General features: G+C 70.8%; 24 protein-coding genes and 5 pseudogenes. 15 read left to right on the forward strand and 14 right to left on the reverse strand.

The genetic code is table 11. The features are described 5' to 3' along the window. The 10 genes and pseudogenes from IE260_RS32390 to IE260_RS32435 all read left to right on the forward strand — a co-directional run. Nucleotides 1-130: pseudogene (locus IE260_RS32390) on the forward strand (5,10-methylene tetrahydromethanopterin reductase); the annotation flags it as partial. Further along, a pseudogene (locus tag IE260_RS32395) lies at nucleotides 127-782 on the forward strand (FMN reductase). The pseudogenes IE260_RS32390 and IE260_RS32395, both read left to right, overlap by 4 nt. Continuing rightward, a complete protein-coding gene (locus IE260_RS32400) occupies nucleotides 779-1,054 on the forward strand; it encodes a WhiB family transcriptional regulator (RefSeq protein ID WP_189878397.1) in 276 nt (91 codons plus the stop codon). Before IE260_RS32395 ends, IE260_RS32400 begins: the two are co-directional and overlap by 4 nt. A 123-nt stretch (nucleotides 1,055-1,177) precedes the next feature. After that, nucleotides 1,178-1,678: a GNAT family N-acetyltransferase gene (locus IE260_RS32405; protein ID WP_189878399.1), complete on the forward strand. Its 501-nt coding sequence runs from the start codon at nucleotides 1,178-1,180 to the stop codon at nucleotides 1,676-1,678. Between the two features lie 257 nt (nucleotides 1,679-1,935). Next, nucleotides 1,936-2,758, forward strand: a pseudogene (locus tag IE260_RS32410) (alpha/beta hydrolase). A 35-nt stretch (nucleotides 2,759-2,793) separates the two neighbouring features. Continuing rightward, nucleotides 2,794-3,510, forward strand: coding sequence for an alpha/beta fold hydrolase (locus IE260_RS32415; RefSeq protein WP_189878401.1), 717 nt, complete (start codon nucleotides 2,794-2,796; stop codon nucleotides 3,508-3,510). A 374-nt stretch (nucleotides 3,511-3,884) separates the two neighbouring features. Further along, entirely contained in the window at nucleotides 3,885-4,721 is an 837-nt protein-coding gene (locus IE260_RS32420) for an alpha/beta fold hydrolase (protein ID WP_189878403.1), read from the forward strand. 238 nt (nucleotides 4,722-4,959) lie between these two features. Next, nucleotides 4,960-5,631, forward strand: a complete 672-nt coding sequence (locus IE260_RS32425) for an AraC family transcriptional regulator (protein ID WP_229881506.1) — start codon at nucleotides 4,960-4,962, stop codon at nucleotides 5,629-5,631. 160 nt (nucleotides 5,632-5,791) lie between these two features. Further along, the gene (locus IE260_RS32430; RefSeq protein WP_189878407.1) at nucleotides 5,792-6,505 is read left to right on the forward strand and encodes an alpha/beta fold hydrolase; all 714 of its coding nucleotides are present in this window, start codon (nucleotides 5,792-5,794) and stop codon (nucleotides 6,503-6,505) included. Nucleotides 6,506-7,833: 1,328 nt separating this feature from the next. Next, entirely contained in the window at nucleotides 7,834-9,072 is a 1,239-nt protein-coding gene (locus tag IE260_RS32435; protein WP_189878409.1) for a PucR family transcriptional regulator, read from the forward strand. 119 nt (nucleotides 9,073-9,191) lie between these two features. On the opposite strand, the pseudogene IE260_RS42075 reads toward IE260_RS32435, so the two are convergent. Then, a pseudogene (locus IE260_RS42075) lies at nucleotides 9,192-9,353 on the reverse strand (DNA/RNA non-specific endonuclease); the annotation flags it as partial. A 337-nt stretch (nucleotides 9,354-9,690) separates the two neighbouring features. On the opposite strand from IE260_RS42075, the gene IE260_RS32440 reads away from it, so the two are divergent. Next, nucleotides 9,691-9,912 carry a hypothetical protein gene (locus tag IE260_RS32440; protein WP_189878629.1) on the forward strand — a complete coding sequence of 74 codons (222 nt, stop codon included), beginning with the start codon at nucleotides 9,691-9,693 and terminating at the stop codon, nucleotides 9,910-9,912. Between the two features lie 32 nt (nucleotides 9,913-9,944). On the opposite strand, the gene IE260_RS32445 is transcribed toward IE260_RS32440, so the two are convergent. The 5 genes from IE260_RS32445 to IE260_RS32465 form a co-directional block, all read right to left on the reverse strand. After that, the gene (locus tag IE260_RS32445) at nucleotides 9,945-10,640 is read right to left on the reverse strand and encodes a L,D-transpeptidase family protein (protein WP_189878411.1); all 696 of its coding nucleotides are present in this window, start codon (nucleotides 10,638-10,640) and stop codon (nucleotides 9,945-9,947) included. A gap of 154 nt (nucleotides 10,641-10,794) precedes the next feature. Further along, nucleotides 10,795-11,595, reverse strand: a complete 801-nt coding sequence (locus IE260_RS32450) for an SDR family NAD(P)-dependent oxidoreductase (protein ID WP_189878412.1) — start codon at nucleotides 11,593-11,595, stop codon at nucleotides 10,795-10,797. A 94-nt stretch (nucleotides 11,596-11,689) separates the two neighbouring features. Continuing rightward, nucleotides 11,690-12,604: an SDR family oxidoreductase gene (locus tag IE260_RS32455; protein WP_189878414.1), complete on the reverse strand. Its 915-nt coding sequence runs from the start codon at nucleotides 12,602-12,604 to the stop codon at nucleotides 11,690-11,692. Nucleotides 12,605-12,721: 117 nt separating this feature from the next. Then, nucleotides 12,722-13,354 (reverse strand): MBL fold metallo-hydrolase, encoded by a 633-nt coding sequence (locus IE260_RS32460; protein WP_189878415.1) that lies wholly within the window; start codon nucleotides 13,352-13,354, stop codon nucleotides 12,722-12,724. Beyond that, nucleotides 13,351-14,439, reverse strand: coding sequence for an S-(hydroxymethyl)mycothiol dehydrogenase (locus IE260_RS32465; RefSeq protein WP_189878417.1), 1,089 nt, complete (start codon nucleotides 14,437-14,439; stop codon nucleotides 13,351-13,353). The genes IE260_RS32460 and IE260_RS32465 overlap by 4 nt, the downstream gene beginning before the upstream one ends. 173 nt (nucleotides 14,440-14,612) lie before the next feature. On the opposite strand from IE260_RS32465, the pseudogene IE260_RS43405 reads away from it, so the two are divergent. The 3 genes and pseudogenes from IE260_RS43405 to IE260_RS32475 form a co-directional block, all read left to right on the forward strand. After that, nucleotides 14,613-15,066, forward strand: a pseudogene (locus IE260_RS43405) (6TM ABC transporter family protein); the annotation flags it as partial. Nucleotides 15,067-15,184: 118 nt separating this feature from the next. Continuing rightward, complete coding sequence (locus tag IE260_RS43410; protein WP_444545577.1) at nucleotides 15,185-15,367, forward strand: hypothetical protein; 183 nt, start codon at nucleotides 15,185-15,187, stop codon at nucleotides 15,365-15,367. A gap of 111 nt (nucleotides 15,368-15,478) precedes the next feature. Beyond that, complete coding sequence (locus IE260_RS32475) at nucleotides 15,479-15,844, forward strand: nuclear transport factor 2 family protein (protein WP_189878419.1); 366 nt, start codon at nucleotides 15,479-15,481, stop codon at nucleotides 15,842-15,844. A gap of 29 nt (nucleotides 15,845-15,873) precedes the next feature. On the opposite strand, the gene IE260_RS32480 is transcribed toward IE260_RS32475, so the two are convergent. Then, a complete protein-coding gene (locus IE260_RS32480; RefSeq protein WP_189878421.1) occupies nucleotides 15,874-16,542 on the reverse strand; it encodes a TetR/AcrR family transcriptional regulator in 669 nt (222 codons plus the stop codon). 169 nt (nucleotides 16,543-16,711) lie between these two features. Between IE260_RS32480 and IE260_RS32485 the strand changes: the two genes are divergently transcribed. Further along, complete coding sequence (locus IE260_RS32485) at nucleotides 16,712-17,965, forward strand: YncE family protein (protein WP_189878424.1); 1,254 nt, start codon at nucleotides 16,712-16,714, stop codon at nucleotides 17,963-17,965. A gap of 9 nt (nucleotides 17,966-17,974) precedes the next feature. On the opposite strand, the gene IE260_RS32490 is transcribed toward IE260_RS32485, so the two are convergent. The 7 genes from IE260_RS32490 to IE260_RS32520 all read right to left on the reverse strand — a co-directional run bounded on the left by IE260_RS32490 (nucleotide 17,975) and on the right by IE260_RS32520 (nucleotide 26,304). After that, nucleotides 17,975-19,945: an elongation factor G gene (locus IE260_RS32490; protein ID WP_189878426.1), complete on the reverse strand. Its 1,971-nt coding sequence runs from the start codon at nucleotides 19,943-19,945 to the stop codon at nucleotides 17,975-17,977. Between the two features lie 376 nt (nucleotides 19,946-20,321). After that, nucleotides 20,322-20,849: a metallophosphoesterase family protein gene (locus tag IE260_RS32495; protein ID WP_189878427.1), complete on the reverse strand. Its 528-nt coding sequence runs from the start codon at nucleotides 20,847-20,849 to the stop codon at nucleotides 20,322-20,324. A 46-nt stretch (nucleotides 20,850-20,895) separates the two neighbouring features. After that, a complete protein-coding gene (rfbB, locus tag IE260_RS32500; RefSeq protein WP_189878430.1) occupies nucleotides 20,896-21,876 on the reverse strand; it encodes a dTDP-glucose 4,6-dehydratase in 981 nt (326 codons plus the stop codon). Nucleotides 21,877-22,048: 172 nt separating this feature from the next. Beyond that, entirely contained in the window at nucleotides 22,049-22,231 is a 183-nt protein-coding gene (locus tag IE260_RS32505) for a hypothetical protein (protein WP_189878432.1), read from the reverse strand. A gap of 84 nt (nucleotides 22,232-22,315) precedes the next feature. After that, complete coding sequence (locus tag IE260_RS32510) at nucleotides 22,316-22,738, reverse strand: CBS domain-containing protein (protein ID WP_189878433.1); 423 nt, start codon at nucleotides 22,736-22,738, stop codon at nucleotides 22,316-22,318. A gap of 106 nt (nucleotides 22,739-22,844) precedes the next feature. Then, entirely contained in the window at nucleotides 22,845-23,771 is a 927-nt protein-coding gene (locus IE260_RS32515; protein ID WP_189878435.1) for a LysR family transcriptional regulator, read from the reverse strand. Between the two features lie 88 nt (nucleotides 23,772-23,859). Then, on the reverse strand, nucleotides 23,860-26,304 hold the full coding sequence (locus tag IE260_RS32520; RefSeq protein ID WP_229881508.1) for a SpoIIE family protein phosphatase: 2,445 nt from the start codon (nucleotides 26,302-26,304) through the stop codon (nucleotides 23,860-23,862). Nucleotides 26,305-26,504 lie beyond the last annotated feature (200 nt).

Raw genomic sequence — 26,504 nt, forward strand, 5'->3', positions numbered from 1 at the left:
GGTCGTGCCGGTGCTGCGCAAGGAGTTCGCCAAGAACCGGCCCGCGAACGTGCCGGACGCGCCCACCCACGCCTCCCAGCTCGCCCTGAAGGAGAGCGAGCACGCCCCCGAAGAGGTGACCACTGGATGAAACTCGTCGTCGTCTCCGCGGGACTGAGCGTCCGTCCTCCACCCGGCTCCTCGCCGACCGGCTCGCGGCGGTCGCCGCGCCGGCAGCCACTGCTCCCGAGCCCCAGCCAGCCGACACCAAGGTCATCGAGCTGCGCGACCTCGCCCTTGAGATCGCACACACCTTCACCAGCGGCTTTCCTCAGAAGGAGCTGGCAGACGCCTTCGAGGCGATCACCGAGGCGGAGGGCCTGATCGTCGTCACACCAGTGTTCTCCGCCTCGTACAGCGGACTGTTCAAGTCGTTCTTCGACGCGCTGAGCGTCACCGACGAGCACGCGCTCGCCGGCAAGCCGGTCCTCATCGGCGCGACCGGCGGCACGGCCCGGCACTCCCTGGTCCTGGACCACGCCCTGCGTCCGCTCTTCTCCTACCTGAAGGCCGTCGTCGTCCCGACCGGTGTGTACGCCGCCTCGGAGGACTGGGGCGCCGAAGGGCTGCACGGGCGAATCGAACGGGCAGCCGGTGAACTGGCGGCCTTGATGAGTGGGCTCGCCACGGTTCCGAAGCCCGCCGGGCAGGACCTCGAGCCGGTGCCGTTCGACCAGCTGCTCACCGCGCTGGGCCAAGCGCCCAGCCGTACTGCCGGAGACCGTGGAAGGAGAGATCGATGAAGACTCGGACGAAGCCGCTTCTGCATGTGTGGGAATGGCAACTCGAGGCGGCATGCCGAGGCATGGACAGTTCGGTCTTCTTCCCGCCCGCCGGCGAACGAGGCCGAGCCCGCCGGCGCCGCGAAGACGAAGCCCGAGCGGTCTGCGGTAGCTGTCCGGTGAGCGAACCCTGTAGCCGATTCGCTTTGACGTCACAGCAGCCGTACGGCATTTGGGGTGGGCACACCGAGACCGAGCGCCGTTCCGCGGTGCAGAAGATGAGACGAGAGTAGAAGTGGCTACCGGTCGCTCCTGACACTCCAGCCGTAGATCGTGATGTGCCATGGTCTTGGGGCTGCCTGTCGCTGATGGGAACTCAGGTGGCCTCGGCGCGGCGCCTGTGCAGAGTGGACCCCGTGCCCGAACTGAAGCAGCTGGATGCCGGCCATGCCCCGGTGGTCCTGGCCTTCGAGCCGGCGAACCGTGCCTACTTCGCTGCCTCGGTTCCCGACCGGGGCGACGAGTTCTACGACCAGTTCGACGACCGGAACAGCGCCTTGCCGGCTGAGCAAGAGGCCGGCATCTGCGCCTTCTACGTGCTGGTCGCCGGGGATGGCTCGGTTCTGGGCCGGTTCAACCTGTACGACCTCGAGGACGGCACTGCCAACCTCGGTTACCGGGTCGCGCAGCACGTCGCCGGCCGCGGCGTAGCGACCGCGACCGTCCGGGAGTTATGCCGGCCGGCGGCGGCGCGGCACGGGCTGCGCACACTGCGCGCAGCCGCCGCCCACGCCCATGCCGCGTCCCAGAAAGTGCTGACCAAGGCCGGGTTCGTCCCGGCCGGCCCGGCAGTCCCGGCCGACCTCGGCGGTGAGCAAGGCACCTGTCATCAGCGCGACCCGGCACTCCAGTCGTAGACGGCGATCTTGCCGGTGGACCGGCTGGCGGGATGGCTGCGGCCACCGTTGCGGTTTCTGTGCAGCGCACTGAAGATTGCCTGGCAGCGCACTGTGCGTCCGACCGTGCGCGGTGGGGTCGGAGTTGGTGCGCCAACGTGCAATGACCTGCGTATGTGCGGTTCTGGCGTGGTCGTGAACGGTCCGGCCGATCTTCGTTCCCAGTGAAGGGCGCATCGCCGGAAACGCCGATATGCACGTACGTCCCAGGAGTTGAAATGCCCCAGACCTTTGAGCCGGTCCAGCCGGTTCTGGAGCCGGCCGCCGCAGCGTTCGCCGCGGCCACCGCCAACCCTCCGTACCTGTTCGACCTGCCGCCGGCCGAGGGCCGCAAGGCCGTCGACGAGGTGCAGTCCGGCGACATCACCAAGCCGGACGTCGACGAGGAGTGGATCACCGTCTCGGGCGGGCCCACGGGCAGCGTCCGCGCCCGCATCGTCAAACCTGCCGGGGCCGAGGGCACTCTGCCTGTCATCCTCTGCATTCACGGCGCCGGCTGGGTCTTCGGCAACGCCCACACCCACGACAGGCTGGTGCGCGAGCTCGCCGTCGGTGCGGGCGGTTGCCCAGTGGATCGTCGCCGAAGGCGCCACCAAGGGGCTCGACGCCAGCCGCCTCGCTGTCGCCGGTGAGGTTCTGTTCTACCCGGTGACCGACGCGAGCTTCGACACCGGCTCCTACCACCAGTTCGCCACCGGCTACTTCCTGCGCCGCGACGGCATGCAGTGGTTCTGGGACCAGTACATGACCGATGAGGCGGAGCGTGCCCAGATCACCGCCTCTCCGCTGCGGGCCACCACCGAGCAGCTCACCGGACTGCCCCCGGCCCTGGTCATCACCGGCGAGGCCGACGTCCTGCGCGACGAGGGCGAGGCGTACGCCAACAAGCTGCGCGAGGCCGGCGTTCCGGTCACCGCCGTCCGCTTCCAGGGCGTCATCCACGACTTCGTCATGCTCAACGCCCTGCGCGAGACCCGTGCCGCCGAAGCGGCCATCACCCAGGCCGTCACCGTCCTCCGCACCGCACTGCACACCCGCTGACGCGACCATCCGACCCGTCCAAGGAGCACTGACTCATGGGCACCACTCCCACCGTCCTACTCGTCCACGGCGCCTTCGCGGACGCCGGCAGCTGGTCCGGCGTCATCGCGGAGCTGCAGAACCAGGGCATTCCCGTGGTGGCGCCGCCGAACCCACTGCGCGGCCTGGCGTCCGACGCCGCCTATATCGCCTCGGTGGCCTCCCAGATCGACGGCCCGGTCGTGCTGGTCGGCCACTCCTACGGCGGAGCGGTCATCTCCGTGGCGGGTACCACCGAGAACGTCGTCGGCCTGGTCTACGTCGCCGCCTACATCCCCGAAGAGGGCGAGGGTCTCGGTGAGCTGCAGGGACGTTTCCCGCTGTCTCCGCTGGTCAGCAACCTCTCGGAGAAGACGTACCCGGTTGACGGCGAGGAGCCCGCGGTCGAGGTCACGATCAAGGCTAAGGCGTACCCCGGTATCTTCGCCGCCGACGTTCCTGCCGCTGTGACCAAGGTCCTGGCAGCGGCACAGCGTCCACTGGCCGCCTCGACGTTCACGGAGACTGCCTCGGCCGCGGCGTGGAAGACCAAGCCGTCGTGGGCGCTCGTGGCCGGCGCGGACGGGGCGATCAACCCGGAAGTGGAGCGCTTCGGCGCGAAGCGGGCCGGAGCAACGGTCGTCGAGATCGACGGTGCCTCGCATGCCGTCGCCGTCTCCCGGCCGAAGGAAGTCGCCGACCTGATCCGCGACGCGGTGCGCGCGACCACCTGATGTGCCGGTAGCCGGCAACCTGCGCGAAGGCCGCGCGGTCCCCGGGGACCGCGCGGCCTTCGCGCGTGGTCGTCCGCGTCCGCGTAGGGTCTGCGGCTTGCCACGACACGACGAGGAACGGGCCACGCGTGAGGTGGTCGACCTCGGCGCCCGGGCCCGCTGTTGCGGCGCGCGGCGAAGCAGCAGCGACACCCCGGCCCTACAGACTGACGAAGTTTTCGCCCACCGATCTCTACGGAGCGCGGTGGTGCCCGCCTGCCCCGACGGCGGAGAATGCAGTACACCGGAGCTGATCCTGTCATCAGCTCCGACCTGTCGAATACTGCAGAAGCCCGCACGCAACCACGTGCGGCACGAGCACCGAGGAAACAGTCGTGAGCGAACTGATAACGAGCGACGGCGTACGTCTGGTGTACCGGGACACCGGTGGCGACGGCCTTCCTCTCGTCATGCTGCACGGCTGGGGGCAGACCCAGGAGATGTTCCGGCACCAGCTGGCCGGCCTGGCACCCGCCCGTCGCGTCGTCACCCTCGATCTGAGGGGGCACGGAATCTCCGATGCACCGCACCACGGCTACCGCATCGCCCGGCTCGCTGCGGACGTCGCGGACCTCATCGACCACCTCGAGCTCGACCGTTTCGACGCTCTCGGCTGGTCGATGGGTGCATCGGTGTGGTGGAGTTTCATCGACCAGTACGGCACCAGCCGGCTCCGTCGCTTCGTCGTGGTCGACCAGCCGGCTGCGGTGGCCGCGGTCCCCTGGATGACGATCGAGGAGCAGCAGGCGTCCGGCGCGATCTTCGACGTGGCGACACTCCTCACGCTCGGAGCTGCCCTCGCCGGTCCTGATGGAGAACGGGTCCGCTACGACTTCGTCCGCGGCATGTTTTCCGGAGATCCCGACCCGGAGATCCTCTCGTTCGTCGCCGAGCAGATCAAGGCAACGCCGGCCCATGCCGCGGTGCCGCTGCTCTTTGACCACTGTGCCCAGGATTGGCGCGACGTCCTGCCGCGCATCGACGTTCCCACACTCGTTCTCGGATGTGACGGCAGCCACGTCCATCCTCGCTCGCAGCAGTTCATTGCCCGGCAGATTCCAGACGCGCAACTCTACGTTTTCCCGAGCGCCGTGGCGAACTCACACTTCCCCTTCCTCGAGAACCCGGCGGCTTTCAATTCCACAGTGGAAGCGTTTCTTTCTGCGGAATGACACAGCGCCCGCTTCGGGCGTCTAGAACTTCACTCGAAATACTTCGCACTACGTAAAATATTACGACGGGGACGCGGACATGATTAAGTCGATCAGTATACCTATGCCAAAAATCGCCACTCAAAGCAGGTCTGCGACGGGCCCCGGAAATCATTCCGGCCCCTTCATAAGCCTGCCGTGGCCCGCAGGGAGGGGGGATTCATACCTTTACCTGGGAATCAACACGTCTGACGGAGCAGTGCGTGTCCATGCGGATTCTGAGCACGTTCTTGAACCGGGTGATCTTATTCTCGCCGGCGCCTTGCGGCCGGACGTGCACTACGCGCAGGAAATGGCCTTCTTCCGCGTGCCCTTGTACCTGCTCGACTCATCTGCACAGGCATTGCGCGACGGTCCGGCCACCCGCATCAGCGGGAGCAGCGGCCTGCCCGCGCTGGTCTCCCAGTTCCTCGGCTCCCTGGCCAGGACATCGAGTTCGCAACGCACAGCCGTCAACAGCCGGCTCGCCCTGAACACCGCCGACCTCGTGGCACTGCTGGTCAGTGAGGTGTGCGACGACAGGCGCTGCTCCGCACCTCCGGAGTCCGAGTTGCTGCTGCGCATCCAGACGTACATCCAGCAGAACCTGGCCGACGCCGACATGTCCCCAGAGGCCATCGCCCGCGCGCACCACATCTCCGTGCGGTACCTGCACAAACTCTTCCAGGCCGACGGCACCACAGTCGGCTCCTGGATTCGTCAGCGACGGCTGGACGCCTGCCGCATGGACCTCCGCCGCAGGCGTCGCACGGTGGCCGCCGTGGCTCAGCACTGGGGTTTCACCAGCCCTTCCCACTTCAGTCGGGTTTTTCGGCAAACCTACGGAATCACCCCGAAGGAATGGCAGGAATCGGCGCTGCACGACGCGTGAAACAGGCCTGCCTTCCCTCCCGTCACTGCCCCCTTTCTCTTTCACCAGCAGGAGATGCCATGCCCTACACCGTTCAGCAGAATGCCATTACCGCTGACTCGACTGCGTCCTGTAAGTCGACCAGCCCCCACACACCCTAGCCCCTGAGAGAGCCGCACCCATGCCCACTCCCACCGTCATACTCGTTCACGGCGCGTTCACCGACGCGGCCAGTTGGCTCGGAGTCATTCACGAACTGAAGAAGGACGGTATCTCCGTCATCGCCCCGTCGAACCCCCTGCGCGGATTGGCGTCGGACGCCGCATACATTGCCTCCCTCGCCTCCCAGATCGACGGCCCAGTCATCCTGGTCGGCCATTCCTACGGCGGTGCTCTGATTACCGTCGCAGGAGCCGCGGAAAACGTAGTCGGCCTCGTCTACGTCGCGGCCTACATGTTGGATGAGGAGGAGAGCGTCGGTGAACTGCAGGGCCGATTCCCGGCCTCAGCGCTGGTGAACAACCTCCAGCAGTGGACCTACCCCACCGCCGACGGCGGCATCGCCACGGAGGTCACCATCGCGGAAGAGGCGTTCCCCCGCGTCTTCGCTGCCGACGTCGCCGCCGATCTGGCCGGCGTCCTGGCCTCCACCCAGCGACCGCTGTGCATGGGAGCATTCGGCGAGGCGGCCCCCGTGGCGGCTTGGAAGACCAAGCCGTCATGGGCCCTGATCGCCGGCGCGGACCAGGCCATCAACCCCGAGGTCGAGCGTTTCGGCGCTGAACGTGCCGCCGCAACCACAGTGGAGATCGACGGCGCTTCACACGCCGTCGTGCTTTCCCAGCCCAAGGCTGTCACCCGCGTCATCCTCGACGCCGTCCACTCCTTCGGCTGAGTGGTCCGGCCGGGCAGAGACCCCTTCTGCCCGGCCGCACATCCAGCCTGCTCGCGAGGCCACTGCTCGCTGACCCGCACCACGTTGCCAAGGACTGTCCGCCTGCCTGACCTCGGTCCGGGGCTCGTCGCGGGGCTGTGGGACGGCTGCCCGGCTGGCAGTGGGACCAGTTCAAGGCGGCCGGCGGCCGCGAAGGCAGAAGTCGAGCGGCTGGCGGACCTGCCGGGGCAGTGGAGGCCGCGCTGCGGCTGCTGACCGACCGGCTGGAGGGGATCGCCGGAAAGACCTGTTCACCGGCCCGTACGGGTGGCTGATCCGGCGGGGCCTGGTGCAGGCACGCTCGGACTGCCGCCGTGACGACGGGATGCGGCTGGACACCGGCGGCAGGTGCGAGAACTGCTGCACCGCAGTCCACATCCGCTGCGCGCGGAGCGCGAAGATCACGGCGGACATCAACCGGGAGCTGACCGGCCCCATGAGCGACCGTACGCGTCGCCGGGTCCTCGAGGACCGAATTGTGTGCGCAGGCCGCCATCGAGGTGGAGAAATCCGCGCGGAGGCGCGAGCCGGCTGCTGCTGAGCAGGCCCGCCGCGACGCCGCCCGCGCAGTTGCCCCGGATCAGGCGGAACGCGAACGTGCGGCTGCCGCCACGGAGGCAGCCCGTCAGGCCCTGCCGTATCCGGATCAGGTCTGAGGCCAGTCCCGATCTGCCGGGCTGTGTGAGCCCGTGACCACCGCCGCCGGACCGAGACCCTTATCGGCGAGGCCGGTCTCATTGCGGCAGCCTGCTCCGCCGACCTGAGCGCCCCGGGCAGCGTCGCATCCGTCACAGCCGAAACCGCGCAGCGCCGTGGTGTACAAGGGCCGAGCAGGGCCGCTCCTGATACGACCAGTCCGACCACAGGTTGGCGAGGCGGCGACGAAAGCCGCCGACGCGACCCGGATCGCGTGGCCGAGTACCTGCTCGCGGTGCGCCCGGAGCAGTCAGCAACACACACCGAGCGAACTGCGACCGCGCCATGAACCGACCGGCTGCCCGAGTTCACCGCGCCCCCGCCCGAACGGCGAGGCGGCCGGGCTGGTGATCACGTCCCGACCGAGCCAAGCGCGGTCGATTCGCGCGATATGCGCTGGTCGCGGTTCGGATGAGCGACGAAGGAGGACGGAGTCGCCCGAAGTAGTCCGGCCGGGCAGAGGCCCCCTTCCATTCACCCGGACATCCAACCTGCTCGCGAGGCCACTGTCCGCGCACCTGACCTCACATTGTTGAAAATTTGTCATGTTGGTTGCGCAGATTGTAGAAAAGGCAGCTCACGAGAGGATTCTCATGGTTGAGCAGCAGCGGGTTCGAGTCGGCAGCGATGCACTGCAGCGACTGGTGGAGGCGCTCGCGGCGCAGTTGGGCCGCGCGGTGGTCGTAGACGACCCGTTGGTCAGACTCGTCTGTTCGAGCCAGCACTTCGGAGACGCCGATCCGGTACGGATCCACAGCTTGCTGCAGGGCCGGGCCGCCGACGAGATCATCCGGTATGTCCTGGACCAGGGGGTCACCCAATGGCAGAAGCCCGGTTTCATCGACGGACGTGACGACATCGGCCTGCTCACCCGTTACTGCGTACCGCTGCGCGAGCGAGGCCACCTTGTCGGGCTGCTGATGGTCGTCGCCCCCGACGGCACCCTCGCACCGGACGAGACGGCAACCATCACGCAGGCGGTGCCGGCGATCGCGGCACAGATGTACGCGGACCAGCTGGCCGCCGGGACCGAGCGGACCGACGTCCAGGAGATACTGCTTGCGCTCGTCGACGACAGTCAGGTCGCGCGCGCCTCTGCGCGCCAGCGAATACTTACTGAGGGGCTGCTTCCCGACGCTCCTCACGTCGTGGTCAGCGTCGTCCAGCTGAGTCCGTCTCTGGAGCCACCAGGCCAATTGGAGATGGCTCTGCGCGGCTCACTTGAACGATTCTGCCGGTCACGTTCGGCAACCGGAATCATGGCCGTCACCCCGGAGAGCGCAATTCTCCTGCAGTGCTACACCCGGCCGGTCGGCGAGAGTGAACTCGCGGACCAGGCCACCAGCATCCTCGAGACGCTGTGTACCTACCTTGATGCATCCACCGCCCCAGTGGTTGGCGTCGGCGGTGTTCAGGACAGCCTGGCTGACGCACGGACCTCATACGACGAAGCACTCGTCGCTGCCCGCGCCGCACGCCGGATGCCCCACCTGAAGAACATGGCCAGCTACGAGACGCTGGGCGAGCTCGCCGTACTGCTGCGGCTGCCTGATGAGGCGCTCAACGCGTCGCTGCTGCCCAAGCCCGTGCGCATACTGCTGAACAGCCCGGTGGGTCAGCGGCTCGAGGACACACTGCGGTGCTTCCTGGAGAATGCCGGTTCCATACCTCGTACGGCGGAGGCGTTGGGTATCCACCGCACCTCGCTCTACTACCGCCTCCGGCAGGTCCAGGAGATCACCGGCCTCGATCTGGACAATGGCGGCGACCGGCTGGTGCTGCACCTTGGACTGCGGATTCGTGCGCTCTTGGAGCCTGGCTCCATATCCTGAGCGGGTGGAGCCAGGCAGGTTCGCCGTGCGGCTTCTCGCGTGCGGTCCGCTCTGGGGCGCGCCGTTTCTGCCTCGGAACCCGTTCCCCAGACCGGATCGAGCCTGCGGACGAGGTGGCCCTTGTCCAGCGGGTTGCTCTTGTGTACGGGGTACCCCGTCCACTGACCGTCGGGAAGACGTGGATCAAAGCGCCAGTCGTCGTCGCGCTCCGCGTCGACCAACTTCAGGCCGTCGATCATGACAGCCGTTGACGTGGCCAACCGTCGGTCGGGACGAAACATCCACGCTGAAGTGGGTGTACGGCAGCACGACGGTCTCGACGGCTTGATCGGCAGGGCGGGGCAGCGGTACGGACGGCCCGCCGGCGCTTGCCGATCCTCGCCCGGACCTGCGCGTCGTCTGCCATACAGTTCCCCTTCACCGTCGACCCGTTATCGGGCGCGGCGCAGCCCCCGCCCGCGGACACATCACACCGAGGGAGGAGCCGGAGGGTGAAACTCAGGTGGCCGGACTCGTGCCGGACTCTGCGTGAACCGCGCCGGAAGCGGGCGCCCGCAGTATGAGAAGTACGAGCCACCACGCGGTGTGGCCAGAGCAAGCGCGGTGATGATGAGTGCCGTGGCCACGGCGGTCTGGGTCGGCCAGCCCCAGTGCACGATGCTGGCGCTGCGCAGGCGTTGCGGCTCGGACACCCGGGCCGGCAACTGCTGCTCGAACACCAACAGGTACGCCTGGGTGGCGGCCCGCTGCACCCTGCCGGGCATCGTCGCGCACGAGTCCGCTCGGCAGGGCGGGGTCCGGCTGCGGAGACCGGACTTCGGGGACGCACCGGAGACGTGATGTGCCCGGCGGGCCGGGAGATCCCGCGCCCGTCAGGTGCCCGGCTTGCGGCCGTAGACGTAGACGTCGTCACCCTTCTTCAGCAGCGACCAGTACTTCTTGGCGTCGGTCTTGGTCATGTTGACGCAGCCGTGCGAGCCCGGCGGGTTCCACATGCTGATGCCCACGGAGTGGAAGGCCTGGCCGCCGTCGAAGAACTGGCTGTAGGGCATCGGCACGTCGTAGATGGTGGACACGTGGTCGATGTTCCGCCAGTAGATCTTCTTCAGCCCGGTGCGGGTCTCGTAGCCGTTGCGGCCCGTGCGGACCGGCACCGGGCCGTACACGAGCTTCTTGCCGTCCTGGATCCAGCTGAGCTGGAGGGTCAGGTCGACGCACGCGATACGGCCCTTGCCGACAGGGCATTTGCCCGACTTGTTGGGGTTCTTCCCGACCGCCTTCTGCTTCAGCATCAGATCCATCACGCCCCAGGTCACGGGACCGGCGTAGCCGATGTTCGGTGTGATGCCGTGCTTGGTCTGGAAGGCCCGGATCGCCTTGCAGTCGGCGGCGGACTGCTTGCCGTCGACGGGGCGGCCGAGGAACTTCTCCACCTTCTTCTGGTACGGCCCGGTCTGCGTGGTGCAGCTCGCGGCCTGCGCCGGGGCGGCCCCGAGCGCGAGTGTGAGCGGTGCCACCAGCGCGGTGATCCCGAGTGCGACGGCTCCCCGTCTGCGTATGTCCCCCATGGCCGTCGGCCTTTCACGTCGAAGGGCGGATATGTGCGGAAGAGCTCGCATGTGGTGCGATCTCTGCCTGCTAGACCGATGTACGGCGGCATCGGTTGCCCGCCGCCCCGCGCCGCTACCGAAAAGTGACGTTCCGCACCATGGGGCCGCGCCGCTACCGCCCTTCGCCGCCGGGGTGGAGCGCCTGGCGGAATCCCGTGTTGACGGCGGTCAGACCGCCGTCGACGACCAGCGTGGTCCCGGTGATCCAGGAGGCGTCGCGGGAGGCGAGGAAGGCGACGGCGGCCGCGATGTCCTCGGGCTCCCCGACCCGCTCCAGCGGGTACAGCCGCCGGACCGCGGCCAGTTCGTCGTCCCGCCCCTCCCACGCCGTGGTCCGCACGGTGCCCGGCGCCACCAGGTTGACGCGGACCCCGCGGGCCGCGGCGTGGCCGGCGAGGGTGCGGGTCAGGGAGGTGAGGCCCGCCTTGGCCGCGCTGTAGGCGTGATTGCCGAAGTCCTGGATGCCGTTGACCGAACCGATGCTCACCACCGCGCCGCGCCCCGAGGCCGCCAGGTGCGGCAGGGCGGCGCGGCAGCAGCGGTAGGCACCGGTGAGCGTCACGTCGAGGTCGCGGGCCCAGGTCCCGTCCGGCTCGTCCTCGAAGAGCGGGGCGTCGGGGGCGCAGGCGTAGGCGTTGTTGACCAGTACGTCGAGCCTGCCGAAGGCGTCGACGGCGTGGCCGACGGCCGCCTCGACGGACGCCCGGTCGGCCACGTCGCACGGGAACGCCTCGGCACCGAGGCCCTGCTCACGCAGGTCCCCCGCGGTGCGGTCCGCCGCGGACGGATCCACGTCGGTCACCAGCACCCGTGCCCCCTCCTGCGCGAACCGCGCCGCGGTGGCGGCCCCGATGCCGCGCGCGGCGCCGGTGATGAGGACTCCGTATCCTTCGAAGCGTGTGGCGTGGGTCATGGAGCGACGGTAGCCGCGCGGTGATCGGTCCGACAGACGTCCACGCGTCCACGTTCCCGCGGCACTTGGTGGTCGTCGCCTTCGGCCGGTGGCCTCACCGGTAACCGGTGGTGTCCGCCGGCTTGCCAGGGTCCTGGACCTCGACGAGGTAGCGCCAGGCGTCCGGACGGCTGCCGTCGAGGTCGGTGAAGCCGTACTCCTGGGCGAGTCCGCCGCTGGACAGGGAGCGGCCGTTGAGGCGGGCCACGTCGGGGTCGGCTGCGAGCGCGGTGACGGCCCGGCCGACGTAGCGGGGGGTCTCCGAGATGGCGAAGTGGGGCACGCGGTCGAGGGCGTCGCGCCAGGTGTCCTCCGTGACGCCGAAGTGGTCGAGCATGATCTCCGAGCGGAGCCAGCCGGGCGTCAGGGCGACGGCGGTGGCGCCGCGCGGGCCGAGTTCGTGGCCGAGGGCGAAGGCCATGCGCAGGACAGATGCCTTGGCGAGGTCGTAGAAGAAGGAGTTGCGGTAGTGGTCCCGGTTGTAGTCGGCGGTGCCGTCGGTGACCTCGACCACGAGTCCGCCGGGGCGGCGCAGCAGCAGGGGCAGGGCGTGGTGGCTGGTGATGGCGTGGGTCTCGACGGCGAGCCGGAGCAACTTGAGGCCGTTGTCGAGGTCGTGCTCCCAGACGGGGCTGTCCCACTCGAAGAGGTTCTCGCCGCCCCAGATGTCGTTGACCAGGACGTCGAGGCGGTCCTGCTCGTCGGCGATGCGTTCGACGAGCGCGCGGACCTGGACGGGGTCGAGGTGGTCGGCGGGCACGGCGATGCCGTGGCCGCCGGCCTCGGTGACCAGGTCGGCGGTGTCCTCGATGGTCTCGGGGCGGTCGTACTCGGAGCGGCGGGTGCGGGTGCTGCGGCCGCTGACGTAGACGGTGGCCCCGGCCGCGCCGAGTTCGACGGCGATGCCCCGTCCGGCTCCCCGGGTCGCCCCGGCGACGAGTGCGACCTTGCCCGCGAGGGGTTGTGACATGTCCGGCCTCCCATTTCGTGACGTTCGCAGTCGAGGGTGCCCGGGAAGCCGGACATCTTCTGTCGCCTTTTTTGCCAGGGATTTCCTTTCGGTGCGCCCTTGGGTCTCGGCCGGGTGTCAGTGGCCGCGTCTGATCCATTCCTCCAGGTGCGGGGCCTCGGCGCCGATCGTGGTCGGGTCGCCGTGGCCGGTGAGGACCTTCGTCCCCGGCGGGAGCGCGAGCAGCCGGTCGCGGATCGAGTCGATGATCGTCGGGAAGTGGGAGTAGGAGCGGCCGGTGGCCCCGGGCCCGCCCTGGAAGAGGGTGTCGCCGGTGAAGACGGTGCCGAGGCCGGGGTCGTACAGGCAGACCGCGCCGGGCGCGTGCCCGGGCGTGTGCAGCACCGTCAGGTCGGCTCCGGCGGCCTCGATCACCTGACCGTCGGTCAGCCACGCGTCGGGGTCCCGGTCGGGATGGGTCTGGTGCCACAGCGGCAGGTCGTCGCGGTGCAGCCAGATGACCGCGCCGGTGCGCTCGGCGAGGGCCGGGGCGGCGTTGACGTGGTCGTTGTGGGCGTGGGTGCACACGATGCCCTTCACGCGGCGGCCTCCTACGGCCTCCACGATGGCGTCGGCGTCGTGTGCGGCGTCGATGACGATCACCTCGTGGTCGTCGCCGACCAGCCACACGTTGTTGTCGACGTCCCAGGTGCCGCCGTCCAGGCTGAACTGCCCGGAGGTGACCACGCGTTCGATGCGGGCGGTCGTCACAGGACCACCACCGAGCGCAGGACGTCACCGGTGTGCATCCGCTCGAACGCCTTCTCCACCTCGTCGAGCTGGATGGTCTCGGTGACGAACTTCGCCAGGTCCAGGCGGCCCTGGAGGTGGAGGTCGATGAGCATCGGGAAGTCGCGCGAGGGCAGGCAGTCGCCGTACCAGGACGACTTCAGCGCGCCGCCGCGCCCGAAGACGTCCAGCAGCGGCAGCTCCAGCTTCATCTCCGGGGTGGGGACGCCGACCAGGACGACCGTGCCGGCCAGGTCGCGGGCGTAGAACGCCTGCCGGTAGGTCTCCGGGCGGCCGACCGCCTCGACGACGACGTCGGCGCCGAAGCCGCCGGTCAGTTCGCGGATCGCCTCGACCGCGTCGGTCTCGCGGGAGTTGACGGTGTGGGTGGCGCCCATGGTGCGGGCGGTCTCCAGCTTGCGGTCGTCGATGTCCACGGCGATGATCTTCGCCGCGCCGGCCAGGTGGGAGCCGGCGATCGCGGCGTCGCCGACGCCTCCGCAGCCGATGACGGCGACCGTGTCGCCCCGGCCGACGTTGCCGGTGTTGATCGCGGCGCCGATGCCGGCCATCACGCCGCAGCCCAGGAGCCCGGCCACCTGCGGGGAGACCGCCGGGTCGACCTTGGTGCACTGTCCGGCGGCGACCAGCGTCTTCTCGGCGAAGGCGCCGATGCCCAGGGCCGGGGAGAGCTCCTGGCCGGTCGAGGCGAGGGTCATCTTCTGCTCGGCGTTGTGGGTGTCGAAGCAGTACCAGGGCCGCCCGCGCAGACAGGCACGGCACTTCCCGCACACCGCGCGCCAGTTGAGGACGACGAAGTCCCCGGGGGCGACGTCGGTGACGCCCTCGCCGACCGACTCCACCAGGCCCGCGGCCTCGTGGCCGAGCAGGAAGGGGAAGTCGTCGCTGATGCCGCCCTGCTTGTAGTGCAGGTCGGTGTGGCACACGCCGCAGGCCTGGACGCGCACCACGGCCTCGCCCGGCCCCGGATCGGGTACGACGATCGTCTCGATCCGCACCGGCTCGTCCTTGCCCGGTGCGATCACGCCGCGTACTTCCTGCGCCATGGTCCTGACCCTTTCCTCTGCCGTTCTGCGTTCCCTCGAACCCTACGCGCAACTGATCGGTAAGGGACGCGTGACGGGCGGTCGGACATGGTGCCGGTGCCGCGCGTGACCACGGAAAGGGCGGGCCCCGCCGTGTCCCGCCGACGTGGCCCGGAGCCTCGCGCCCGCTGCCTGTGCGCCTGCCGAAGGAGTGTCGTGAGCGTCGCCGATGCGCAGACCCGTCGCCGGCCCGGCGTCTGCTCCTGACCCATGCCCGGCCGCACCGGCGGGCCCTGTTCACGGGCGCGGTGCTCTCCCCGGTGACCGGGGCCTCGGGGCTGCTGCTGCCGCTGGTGGCGCGGGAGTTGGTCGACGACCCTGGAGAACGGCCGGCCGTCGCCGGCGCGCTGCTCGCCATGTCGGGGCCGGTTGTCGCCAACGCGGCGCCGGGAGCGCCGGGTTCGTACGTGCTGCGGCGCACCGCCGGGTCGGTGGTGCTCGGGGCGCGGCGCTCGCTGTCGTCGTACCCGCTGCGGCTGCGCATCGCGACCGTGGGCCGCACCGAGCCGGGCGATCCGACGGCCCGGATCACCTCCGACACGACCGCTGTGCCAGGTGACCACCGACTCCCTGGTCGGCCTGGGCACGGAGGAGGGTCGCCATCACGCGGGCACTGCTGCGCCTACCCCGGCTGCTGCTGCTCCACGAGGCCACCTCGCAGCTGGACGCGGAGAACGAGGCGGCGCTGCGCGACACCGTAGCGGACGTGGCCCGGACGACGACGGTGCTGGTCGTCGCCCACCGGCTGTCCACGGTGACGACGGCCGACCGGATCGTCGTCATGGACGCCGGGCGCGTCCGCGCGGTCGGCACCCACCGGGAACTCGTGACCGCCGACCCGCTGGACGCCGAGCCGACAGCGGCCCGGTTCCCGGCCGCGGGCGGCTGAGCGGGACCGGCGCGCACGCTTGCCGGACGCGCCGGGGCGGAGGAGTCTCGGAAGGAGAGGCCCTCAGCGGCCCGTGTCCCGGTCGGGCCGCGACCTTCGAAGGAGGTCGTCATGGGCACCACCGCAGACCCCGGCTTCGACACCGAAACGCTGCGCCGGGGCATCGAGGGAGAGACGGCGGAGACCCTCCTGTCGCTCTACGCGGACGACGCGGAGATCCGCATCGTGGACCGCTACGCCCAGCCCAGCAGTCCCAAGGTGCTGCACGGCCGCGACGAGATCGCCGAGATGCTCGGCGACGTGTACAGCCGCGACATGACGCACAGGATGGAGCACTGCGTCGTCCAGGGCGACCACGTCGCGTTCACGGAGTCGTGCGCGTACCCCGACGGGGTCCGTGTCCTCGCGGAGTCGATGATGTCACTGCGGGACGGCAAGATCGTCGAGCAGACCACGATCCAGGCCTGGGACGAATGACGGACAGGTAGAGGAGGCACAGGGACGGGTCAGCGCCCCGGGCCGGCGGGGCTCCGGCCCGGTGGGCGGAGGATGCCGAGGAGCTGCCGGACCAGTTCGTCGACGACCTCGTCCAGCGTCGCGTCCACCCACCCGGCGCTGAAGTCGTGGAGCAGGCCGTTGACGCTGCCGATGAACGCCGTGGCGGCGAGGCGGTGGTCGCGGGGCGGCGCCTCCCCGCGGCTGACGGCCGCCCGGGCCTCGGCGCAGATGAGGTCGACCCACCGGGCGCGGCGCGCCAGCCGCTGTTCCTCCAGGCGCGGGCTGACGCCGATGATCTCCACGAACGCGATGCGGACGCGGCGCGGGTCGGCGGTGACGTTCGCGGCGTAGGCGCGGAAGACGGCGGCGGCTCGTTCGGTGAGCGGCAGGCCGCGCGCGTCGGCCGCCGCGGCGAGGACGGCCTCCTCGGCCCAGGCGTTGACCTTCAGGTGCAGGGCGGCGAGCACGTCCTCCAGGCTGCGGAACTCCTCGTAGAACTGGCGGGTGGACAGGGCGGCGGCCTCGCTGAGGGCCGCGACGGTGGTGGCGCGGTAGCCGGGTGTGCCGCCGAACAGCTCGAGCGCGGCGTCCAGGAAGCGTTCGCGCCGCTCGGCCTGCCGCTGCGCGGCGGTCTTGCCGCCGTAGCGGCCCGTGGGCGCCCTGAGCCTGCCCGCCACCGGCTCCCCCCTTCCGTGCCCGGACGTCCCGCCTCTCGGCCGATTTTGTCGTGTACGCAGTCTTGTGGAGAAGGCCGAACCTTATTTACTTTGCAGTAAGTTCACTCTGAAAGCGGGCGTGTTCAGATTCCCCGCTCCCCCTTCCCCCACTCCCGTCAGGAGAGCAGTCATGCCTGTCCTCAGATCCAGGCACCTTTGCTCCGTGACCGCCGCCCTCGCCCTCACCGTCGCCGCCCCCGCGACCGTCGCCGACGCCTCCGAGGACGCCCCCGCCGCCCTGCGCGAGGTGATGTTCGTCGGGAACAACTGGGACGGCACCGCCGACGTCATAGAGTCCACAGGCGGCTTCGCGCGGGTCGGCCGGATCGACGTCGTCCCGGACAAGGAGCGGCGGATGGCCGAGATCAACGCCGATCCGATCAGGTGGATCTACTTCCAGGCCATCCGCAACAGCGTCGGCGAGGGCCACGACCAGCTCGTCGACGACATGTACTCCGCCCCGGACGGCAGGTCGGTGGTCGTCTCCCGGCCGAGCTTCGCCGACGTCGTGTCCATCGACCTCGCCACCGGGCGCATCGACTGGCGCTTCCCGGTCTCCGGCCACCGCTCCGACCACATGGCGGTCTCCCCCGACGGCACGCGGGTCGCGGTGTCGGCCTCGACCTCCAACACCGTGCACGTCCTGGACATCCGCACGGGCGACGAACTCGGCTCGTTCCGCACGGGTGACAAGCCGCACGAGAACATCTTCACCAGGGACGGCAAGTACATCTGGAACATGTCGATCGGCGAGGTGAACACCGCGCTCGACGCTCCCTGGCTGGACTGGACGAAGGGCGACCGGCGCATCACGGTCGTGGACGCGACCACGTACGAGCAGGTCAAGGTGATCGACGTGCGCGAGCGCCTCGACGCGATCGGTCTCGGTGACCACTCGGACGCCGTCCGGCCCGCCGTGTTCTCCCCCGACGAGTCCAAGCTGTACTTCCAGGTCTCCTTCTTCAACGGCTTCTTCGAGTACGACATCGCCACCGACCGCATCACCCGGACCAGGACCCTGCCGAAGAACCCCGCCACCAGTGAGGACCGCACCACCTGGGTCAACGACTCACGGCACCACGGCATCTCCATGAGCCCGGACGGCCGCAAGCTGTGCGTCGCGGGCACGATGGACGACTACGCGACGGTCGTCGACCGGGCCACGCTGAAGGAAGGCCCCCTCGTGCCCGCCGCCAAGCCCTACTGGGCCACGGTCAGCGGCGACGGCCGGCACTGCGTGGTGTCCGAGAGCGGCGCCGACCAGGTCACGGCCATCGACTTCAGCACCGGTGAGAAGTCGGTGTCCGTCCCGGTCGGCGACCACCCCCAGCGCGTGCGCCTCGGCCACGTGGCGGCGAACTGGACGGGACCGTCGGCGACTTGAGACGCCCGGTCAGCCGCCGACCCTGCGCGTGACGTTCAGCAGGTACTCCCTGCGGTTCAGCGGATTGTGGTCGGTGCGCGACCGGCGCGGCACCGTGCCACGGGTGACGGGCGCGTAGTGGTCGAAGGCGCTCTCCAGCTCGCCCTCGCCCCGGGTGAGCCCGGGCAGCCGCTGCTCCAGCCCGTGCACGCGGGCCGCGGGCACCGTGCCGTGGAGGACGCACAGGCCCCGCCGGGTCTGCGTCGTCCGCGGTACGGCCCCCGCCGCGGCCAGCGCGGGCAGCAGGGCGCCCAGTGTGTCGGCCGGGGCCTCGATGCGGAAACGGTGCATCGGCTCGTGCACCCGGGTGCCCGCCCGTCGCAGCGCCTCGACGAGCACCAGCGGCGTCAGTCCGCGGAAGTCGGCGCCGGTGGAGGACATGCTCTTGTCGAACCCCTGGTGGGCGTGGCTCTGCCGGGGCGAGTAGCCGCAGTGGGTGAGGGTCACCGTGCAGTCGGTGACCCGCCAGCCGTACAGGCCCTGGCCGAGGGTCTCCCGCACGGTGTCCTCCACGGCCTTGAAGAAGGCGTACGGCATGGAGCCCAGCTCCACCTCCAGCCGGAAGCCGACGCCGGTGCCGACCGGCGCGGGATCGACGCGCAGCCCGACGGTCGCGAGGAAGGGGTTGGGATCCTTCTTGTTGAACTCCACGGCCGCTCCCGTGCCGGCCGGCCGCTCGACGCACAGCGGCCTGGTCTCGCGGAACCCGACCTCGAGCCCGTAGTCGTCCGCGAGCGTGGCCTGGACCACCTCCTTCTGGACCTCGCCGTACAGGGACACCGAGATCTCCTGGCGCGTCTCGTCGTGGCGCAGGGCGATCAGCGGGTCCTGCTCGGCGAGTTGGGTGAGGGCGAGGTGCAGGGCCCGCCCGTCCACGTCCGGGCCCGGGAGCACGACGGACTCCAGGGTCGGCGGGGCGAAGAAGTGCTCGTGGACCGTGCGGGGTGCACCGACGGCGTCGCCGATCCTGATGTCGGACAGGCCCCACAGCCGGGCGATCCGGCCCGCCGGCACCTCGTCCCGTGCGACGTCGGTACCACGGTCGAAGACGCTGATCGCGGTGACCTTGCCCTCGGTGCGGGCCTCGCCGAACGGAATCCGGTCGCGGACCCGCAGGGTGCCGGAGAACATCCGCGCGTAGGCGATCTTCTCCCCCGCCGGGCCCCTCTCGACCTTGAACACGGAGCCGGAGACGGGGCCGCCCGGGTCGCCGTCCGCGGCGGGCAGCAGTTCCCTGATGCCCGCCAGCAGGGCGTCCGTGCCGGCGCCGGTGACGGCGGAGCCGGCGTAGACGGGGTGCACGAGGGCCTGGCGGGTCTGCGTGACGAGGGCGGCGCGGAGCAGGCCGTCGGTGACGGTGCCCTCGACGTAGGCGGTCAGCAGGGCGTCGTCCCGGTCGGCGAGGACGTCCAGGGCGGCCGGTCCGAGTGCGGGGACGAAGCGGGCGCCGGGCGTGCCGAGTCCGGTGGCCGTGCCCATCGGCACGGTGGGCACCGCCAGCCGCTCGGCGGCGGACCGCAGCACGTCCTCGTACCGCGCACCGCGCCGGTCGATCTTGTTGACGAAGAGCAGGGTCGGGATGCCCAGTCGGCGCAGCGTGCGCATCAGCACGCGGGTCTGGGCCTGGACGCCCTCCACGGCGGAGACGACCAGCACGACACCGTCGAGTACGCCGAGCACCCGTTCCACCTCGGCGATGAAGTCCGGGTGGCCGGGGGTGTCGATGAGGTTGACGGTCACGCCGTCGAGGGGGAACGAGACGACGGCGGACTTGATGGTGATGCCGCGCTGCCGTTCCAGTGCGAGCGAGTCGGTCCGCGTGTTCCCGGCGTCGACGCTGCCGATCTCGTCGATCACGCCGGCCGAGTGCAGCAGCCGCTCGGTCAGGCTGGTCTTACCTGCGTCGACGTGCGCGAGAATTCCCAGGTTGAGCATGTGCACGGAGTGTCATGTCCTTCGGAGAGCAGGGCGTTCCTTCCTTGGGGGACATGAACGGTGTGCGCATTGCTGCTCCTCGGGAGTGCGACGACTGATGCGGTGCAGTGCAGCAGACCGGCGCGGGCGACGGCAACGGATTAAATCGCCGCCCGGGAAAAATCCTCGGCCGGAAAAAGGAGACGGTGGCGTGTGAGCCGGCCCGCAAGGGGTAGGCGGCGCTCGAAGGACGAGGCATGCATGACCTCTGCTCCACCGTGATCGGAAGGAGGTCCGTGACAGCGCACACTCGAAGCAGACCGGGCCGCTTCCACTGCGAAGCGGCCCGGGTCGTTCCGGGCCGGGCGGCACGGACTCCGGACGGCTTCGCCGCACTCCCCGCTCAGGTACCGCGGGCGCCGCGTGTGGCCGGCCGAGGCGGCAGCCGGTGCAGTTCGACGCCGGTGAGCCGGCCGTCGGCGACGGTGGCGGTCATGTAGGTGCAGTACGGCTGACGGCGCCGGTCGGTCGGTGACCCCGGATTCAGCAGGCGCAGGCCGCTGTCGGCGGTGGTGTCCCAGGGGATGTGGCTGTGCCCGAAGACGAGGACGTCCAGGTCGGGGAAGCGGTGCGCGCAGCGCGCCTCGCGCCCCTGGGCGGGACCGGTCTCGTGGACGACGCCGAAGCGCAGGCCGCCGAGGTCGGCGCGGGCCACCTCGGGCAGCCGGGCCCGCAGATCGGGGCCGTCGTTGTTGCCGTACACGCCGACGAGCCGGCGGCTGCGGCCCTCCAGCAGGTCGAGAGTGGCCGTGTCGACCCAGTCCCCGGCGTGCAGGACGACGTCGGCGCGCGGGATCTCCGCCAGCAGTTGCGCGGGCAGTGCCTTCGCCCGCTTCGGCAGATGGGTGTCGGACATGATCAGCAGGCGCACGCGGCCAGCCTAGGGGCAGTCGCCCGCCCGGTGCCGGTGCGCCGGCTCAGTTCCGCGCGTCGCCGACGCGCCGCTTCAGCGGCTCCCACCAGTCCCGGTTGTCCCGGTACCAGGCGACGGTCCCGGCGAGCCCGGCCGTGAAGTCGTGGGACGGGCGGTAGCCCAGCTCGTCGCGGGCCTTGCTCCAGTCGACGGAGTAGCGCAGGTCGTGACCCTTGCGGTCCTCCACGTACGCGACCCGGTCCCAGCCGGCGCCGCAGGCGTCCAGGAGCAGTCCGGTCAGTTCGCGGTTGCTCAGTTCGGTGCCGCCGCCGATGTTGTAGACCTCGCCGGCCCTGCCCCGGGTCCGCACCAGGTCGACGCCGCGGCAGTGGTCGTCGACGTGCAGCCAGTCGCGGACGTTGCGCCCGTCGCCGTACAGCGGCACCGTCCGGCCGTCGAGGAGATGGGTGACGAACAGCGGGACGAGCTTCTCGGGGAACTGGTGCGGGCCGTAGTTGTTGGAGCAGCGGGTCACCCGCACGTCCAGGCCGTGGGTGCGGTGGTACGCGAGGGCGAGCAGGTCGGCGGACGCCTTCGAGGCGGAGTACGGCGAACTGGGGCGCAGCGGGTGCTCCTCGGTCGCCGAGCCGGTGTCCACCGATCCGTAGACCTCGTCGGTGGACACGTGCACGAAGGGTGCCACGCCGTGCCGCAGGGCCGCGTCCAGCAGCGTCTGGGTGCCGACGACGTTGGTGAGGACGAAGTCGGCGGCGGTGTGGATCGAGCGGTCCACGTGGGACTCGGCGGCGAAGTGCACCACCTGGTCGGCTCCGGCCATCAGCTTGTCGACGAGTCCGGCGTCGCAGATGTCGCCCTCGACGAAGTCCAGACGGGGGTGGCCGAGTTCCAGGTTGTCGACGGTGCCCGCGTAGGTGAGCTTGTCGAGCACGGTCACGTGCGGCGCGCCGGGGGCGTCGGGGGCGAGCAGCGCCCGGACGTAGCGGGAGCCGATGAAGCCGGCGGCGCCGGTGACGAGAAGGTTCATGGAGGGGTGTGCGCCTTGCTGCTGTTGTGCTGTCCGCGTTCGGTGCCGATGGGGGACGACGGGGCCGGTGGTGCCGCCACCGACGTTACCCGTCCCCCGTGCGTGGCCCGGAAACGCACCAGCGCCGGCCCGGTGGCCGGCGCTCGGCAATCCCACCGCCCTCGGGACTCGGTCAGTCCTCGCCCCTGACGATGTTCGACTCCAGGCCCGCATGCGGTCCTCGCGGGGCGCTGCCGTCCTCGACGGCCGGTACCCAGGTGCGTGGCAGCGCACCCTCGTGCCGCATGCGGCGGGCCTCGGACCAGCCCGTCTCCAGCCGACGGGCGGTGGGTTTGTCGCTGGTGTCCGTGGTCACGGCGTCATCATCTTCTTTCTGCGTCCGGTGCCGTCGCCCTCCGGGTCCCCGGACGTGGTCCCGTCAAACGCCGGGTGCGCGCCCTCAGGGGTTGGGCCGGGCGGCGCTGATGTCACCGAGCGCCGAATCCGGGTCGCGTTCCATCGCCAGGTCGCCGAGCGAGACGATGCCCACCGGGTGTTGCCCCTCGTCGACGACCGGCACACGGCGTACGGCGTGTTCGCGCATCAGTTCCACCGCGTGGTCCAGTTCCTCGTCGGGCCGTACGGTGAACAGGTCGCCGCTGCACGCGGCGGCCACGGTGGTCTGCCCGGGGTCGCCGCCCTCGGCGATGGACCGGATCACCAGGTCACGGTCGGTGACCAGCCCGCGCAGATCGTCGCCTTCCGTCACGAGGACGGCTCCGAGGTCCTGGTCGCGCATGATGCGGGCCACATCGGTGACCGAGGTCTGCGGTTCCACGGTCACGGGGTCGCCGGTCATGATGTCGCGGACGTACTGGGTCATGACGTACTCCTGCTGTTCTTGCTCTTTCCGGGTCCTGTGCGGTCGCCCGCCGGGTACCCGGTGGCGCGGCGCCGGCACCTGTGGGGCGGCATCGATCCCGGCGTTCTCACCAGTCGCGGGCGGCGTGCAGGAGACGGTCGCGGACGAGGTCCACGTGCGGGTTGTACGAGGCTCCCGGGCGCTGCACCAGGTAGCCGGTGTTGATCGGCGCGTCCTCGGGCTCGTCCAGCAGGACGAGCGCGCCGGAGGCCAGCTCGTCGGCGCACAGATAGCGCGGCAGCACGCTGAACCCGGCCCCGGACCGCACCATGGCGACGACGGCCCTCAGATCGGGGGCGGAGACGGCGGCGCGGCAGTTCAGCCGCCGGCCGAAGACGTGGCGCCAGTAGCGGCGGACGATCGGCAGGTCCTCCGCGTAGGTGATCAGCGGCACTTCGTGCAGCACGCCGGGGCCCTCGGCGGCCAGCGGCTCCCTGAGGCGCTCGGCCCAGACGGGGGCGGCGACCAGGACGAACTCCTCGTCGAGCAGGGGCACCGCGGACAAGGTCCGTCCGCGCGGCCGGGTGGTGGCGATCACCAGGTCGTGGCGGCCCGCGCGCAGCTCGTCCAGGAGCGGATCGGTCAGCCCCATGGTGACGCGCAGCCGTACGCCCCGCGTGACGACGTCGGCCAGCGCGGGCAGTGCGCGGGTGGACAGCAGCTCGGCCGGGCCGGCCAGATGGACCGGTTCCGGACGGGTCCGGCCGGCCGGGCCGTGTCCGGTGGCCGCCGCGAGGGCGTCGAGCGGGCCGGAGACGCGGGCGGCGAGTTCGTCGGCGACCGCGGTCGGGGCGACGCCGCGCGGCAGTCGTTCGAACAGCTCACGGCCCGTCTGCCGCTCCAGGCTGCGGATCTGGGTGGTGACGGTGGGCTGGGACAGCCCCAGCAACTGGGCCGCGGCCGTGAAGGACCCGGAGCGGTGGACGGCCAGGAAGGTGCGCAGCAGGTTGAGGTCGGGCTGGGAGGCGGAGCCCGCAGGGTCGCTGTGTCTCACAGGAGGACCCTACGGACGCGCCACGGCGTTGCGCCCATGACGATTCCTATGGGAGCCATCGGTTCGGCCACGGGCGTCACCGGGCGGCTCACCGGTCCAGCGGGATCTCGCTCCACACCTGCTTGCCGCCGCTGACCGGCAGCGTCCCCCACGCCGCCGACATCGCCTCGACGAGGAGGATGCCCCGGCCGCCCGTGGCCTCCCAGCCGATGCTGGTCGGCTTCACAGGTGTACGGGGTGAGGCGTCGGCCACGGCCACGCGCAGCCGGCCGCCCACCAGGGTGAGGTCGAGGCGGACCTTGCCGTCGGTGTGCACCAGGGCGTTGGTGACCAGCTCGGAGACGACGAGGAGGACGACGTCGACGTCACCCTCCGCCACGTCCCAGGAGCGCAGGGTTCGCCGGGTGAAGCGGCGGGCGTGCCGCACGGCCTCGGGGACGCGCCACACCGTCCAGCTCTCCCGCAGCGGGCGCAGGGCCATGCCGTCGTAGCGCACGAGGAGCAGGGCGACGTCGTCGCTGCGCCGGGCGTTGCCGAGCAGGGCGTCGGCCACCAGCCCGAGGTGGGCGGGGTCGGAGGCGGCCAGCGCGTGGGCGAAGCGGTCCATGCCGTCGTCGATGTCGGCGCCGGGTGACTCCACGAGGCCGTCCGTGGTCAGCGCGATGAGCGTGCCGGGCCGCAGCCTGAGCGGGCTCATCGGGAAATCGGCCTGCGCCACGACGCCGAGCGGCGGGCCGCCCTCGACCTCCGCGATCTCCGTTGCGCCGTCCGGATGACGCAGCACCGGCGGCAGATGTCCGGCACGGACGCACCAGGCCGAGCCCTCCTCCATGTCGAGGTCGACGTAGGCACAGGTGGCGAAGAGGTCGGTTCCCATGTCCGTGAGCAGCCGGTTGGCGTGCGAGACGACCACGTCCGGCGGGTGGCCCTCGACGGCGTAGGCGCGCAGGGCCGTGCGCATCTGGCCCATGAGGGTGGCGGCGCCGGCACTGTGGCCCTGGACGTCGCCGATGACGAGGGCCACGTGGTTGTCGGGCAGCGGGATCACGTCGTACCAGTCGCCGCCGAGCTCCAGTCCGGCCGTGCTGGGCAGATAGCGGGCGACGGCGACCGCGCCCGGCAGTTTCGGCAGGCGGCGCGGGAGCAGCTGGCGCTGGAGCATGCCGACCAGTTCGTGTTCGGCGTCGAAGGCGCGGGCGCGCATCAGGGCCTGGCCGGCGAGGCCCGCGGAGGCGGTGAGCAGGGCGCGCTCGTCGGGGCCGAAGTCGTGGGGGGTGTCCCAGCCGATCAGACAGGCGCCGGCCATGCGGCCGGCGGCGGGCAGCGGCAGTACCGCGAGTCCTCCGGGGCCGACATCGGCGAGCGCCGGCTCCAGGGCGGTTCCGGCGGGCCATATGTGGGCGCGGCCCTCGCGCAGGGCGGCGGCCAGGGTGGGCATGGCGCGCACCGGGGCGTCGGGCCACTCGCTGCGCCACTCCAGCCGCCACAGCTCGGGCCAGGACTCGGGTTCTGGCGGGTCGAGGACGGTGACGACGAGACGGTCGTTCTCCAGCTCGGCCAGCGCGATCCGGTCGGCGCGCAGCGGCTTGCGCAGGGCGGCGACCACGGCCTGGCTGACGTCGCGGACGGTGCCCGCGGTGGCCAGCGCTGCGGCGAGGCGCTGCACGCGGGCGACGTCGGTGACGTCGGGGCGGAGCGTGGAGGCGTCGGCGACGGTGCCGACGAGACGGGCCGGGTGGCCCTCGCCGGCCGGCAGCAGGCGTCCGCGCAGCCGGAGCCACTTCGGCGGGCCGGAGGGCTGCAGCACCCGGAACTCCAGCTCCCGGTCGCCGATGGACATGTGGTCGGCCTCGACCACCGACATCAGCGAGGGCAGGTCCTCGGGCACGGTCATGCCGAGCAGCGTCTCGACCTTGCCGTCGAAGTCGTCCGGGCCGAGGCCGAACAGCCGCAGGATGTCGTCGCCGACCTCGACCCGGCCGGAGTCCATGGCGAGGGTGAACGCCCCGGGCGGCAGTTCGCCCCCCGTTGTCGCCGCGGTCGGGGCGGGGCAGGTGACGGCCTCGGCGATCAGCTCCAGGGATGCGCGGTCCTCGGTGCCGAAGCCGCCCGGACGCTCGGTCACGGCGAGCAGGCAGCCGCCGCTGTTCCCGTGCACGGGGAGGACCGCCAGCCAGAAGCCGCCGGACGGGACGCGCCGGGACTCGGCGCCCTCGGCGAGTTCCTCGGGTCCGAGCCACACCGGTCCCCCGCCGCGGTGCGCGTCGGCGACCGAGGAGCCGCCGGCCGCGGTGTAGCTGTCGCGCAGCCCGAACAGAGTCCTCGGCACGCCCGCGGACTCGATCAGCCTCAGCGTCTCGCGGTCCTCGCCCGGCGCGTAGACGGCGACGAAGGCGGCCCCGGCGAAGACGAGGGCCTGTTCGATGACGCGGTGCAGCCGGTCGCCCGCGTCCGGCCCGGACGCGATCGCGCTGAGGGCACCCTCGGCACGCAGCGTTCCCGTTCTGCGTTCCGCTGCGCCCTCACTGACCACGCCGCCATTACAGCGCTTATGGGACACCTGCGCAGCCCCTGCGGCGGGGAACGGTGGATCAGGCATCGGCGGGGGCCTCGCGCGGGGTGTGCGGCGGCCGTTCCCCGGGGGCGGCCGGCAGGGGCGTGGACGGGGTCCGGTGGGGGACGCGAGGGACCGCATCGTCACCCGGAGCGGCTCCGTGCCGGGGCCCGTACGTC

The sequence above is a fragment of the Streptomyces viridiviolaceus genome (assembly GCF_014650995.1).
Classification (GTDB): Bacteria; Actinomycetota; Actinomycetes; order Streptomycetales; family Streptomycetaceae; genus Streptomyces; species Streptomyces viridiviolaceus.

Coding starts and splice junctions, on each gene's coding strand:
- IE260_RS32430 (WP_189878407.1), top strand. CDS start 5,792: ATGCCCACTCCCACCGTCATACTCGTTCACGGCGCGTTCACCGACGCG.
- IE260_RS32400 (WP_189878397.1), top strand. CDS start 779: ATGAAGACTCGGACGAAGCCGCTTCTGCATGTGTGGGAATGGCAACTC.
- IE260_RS32450 (WP_189878412.1), bottom strand. CDS start 11,595: ATGACCCACGCCACACGCTTCGAAGGATACGGAGTCCTCATCACCGGC.
- IE260_RS32510 (WP_189878433.1), bottom strand. CDS start 22,738: ATGACCCAGTACGTCCGCGACATCATGACCGGCGACCCCGTGACCGTG.
- IE260_RS32455 (WP_189878414.1), bottom strand. CDS start 12,604: ATGTCACAACCCCTCGCGGGCAAGGTCGCACTCGTCGCCGGGGCGACC.
- IE260_RS32485 (WP_189878424.1), top strand. CDS start 16,712: ATGCCTGTCCTCAGATCCAGGCACCTTTGCTCCGTGACCGCCGCCCTC.
- IE260_RS32435 (WP_189878409.1), top strand. CDS start 7,834: ATGGTTGAGCAGCAGCGGGTTCGAGTCGGCAGCGATGCACTGCAGCGA.
- IE260_RS32445 (WP_189878411.1), bottom strand. CDS start 10,640: ATGGGGGACATACGCAGACGGGGAGCCGTCGCACTCGGGATCACCGCG.
- IE260_RS32415 (WP_189878401.1), top strand. CDS start 2,794: ATGGGCACCACTCCCACCGTCCTACTCGTCCACGGCGCCTTCGCGGAC.
- IE260_RS32465 (WP_189878417.1), bottom strand. CDS start 14,439: ATGGCGCAGGAAGTACGCGGCGTGATCGCACCGGGCAAGGACGAGCCG.
- rfbB (WP_189878430.1), bottom strand. CDS start 21,876: ATGAACCTTCTCGTCACCGGCGCCGCCGGCTTCATCGGCTCCCGCTAC.
- IE260_RS32475 (WP_189878419.1), top strand. CDS start 15,479: ATGGGCACCACCGCAGACCCCGGCTTCGACACCGAAACGCTGCGCCGG.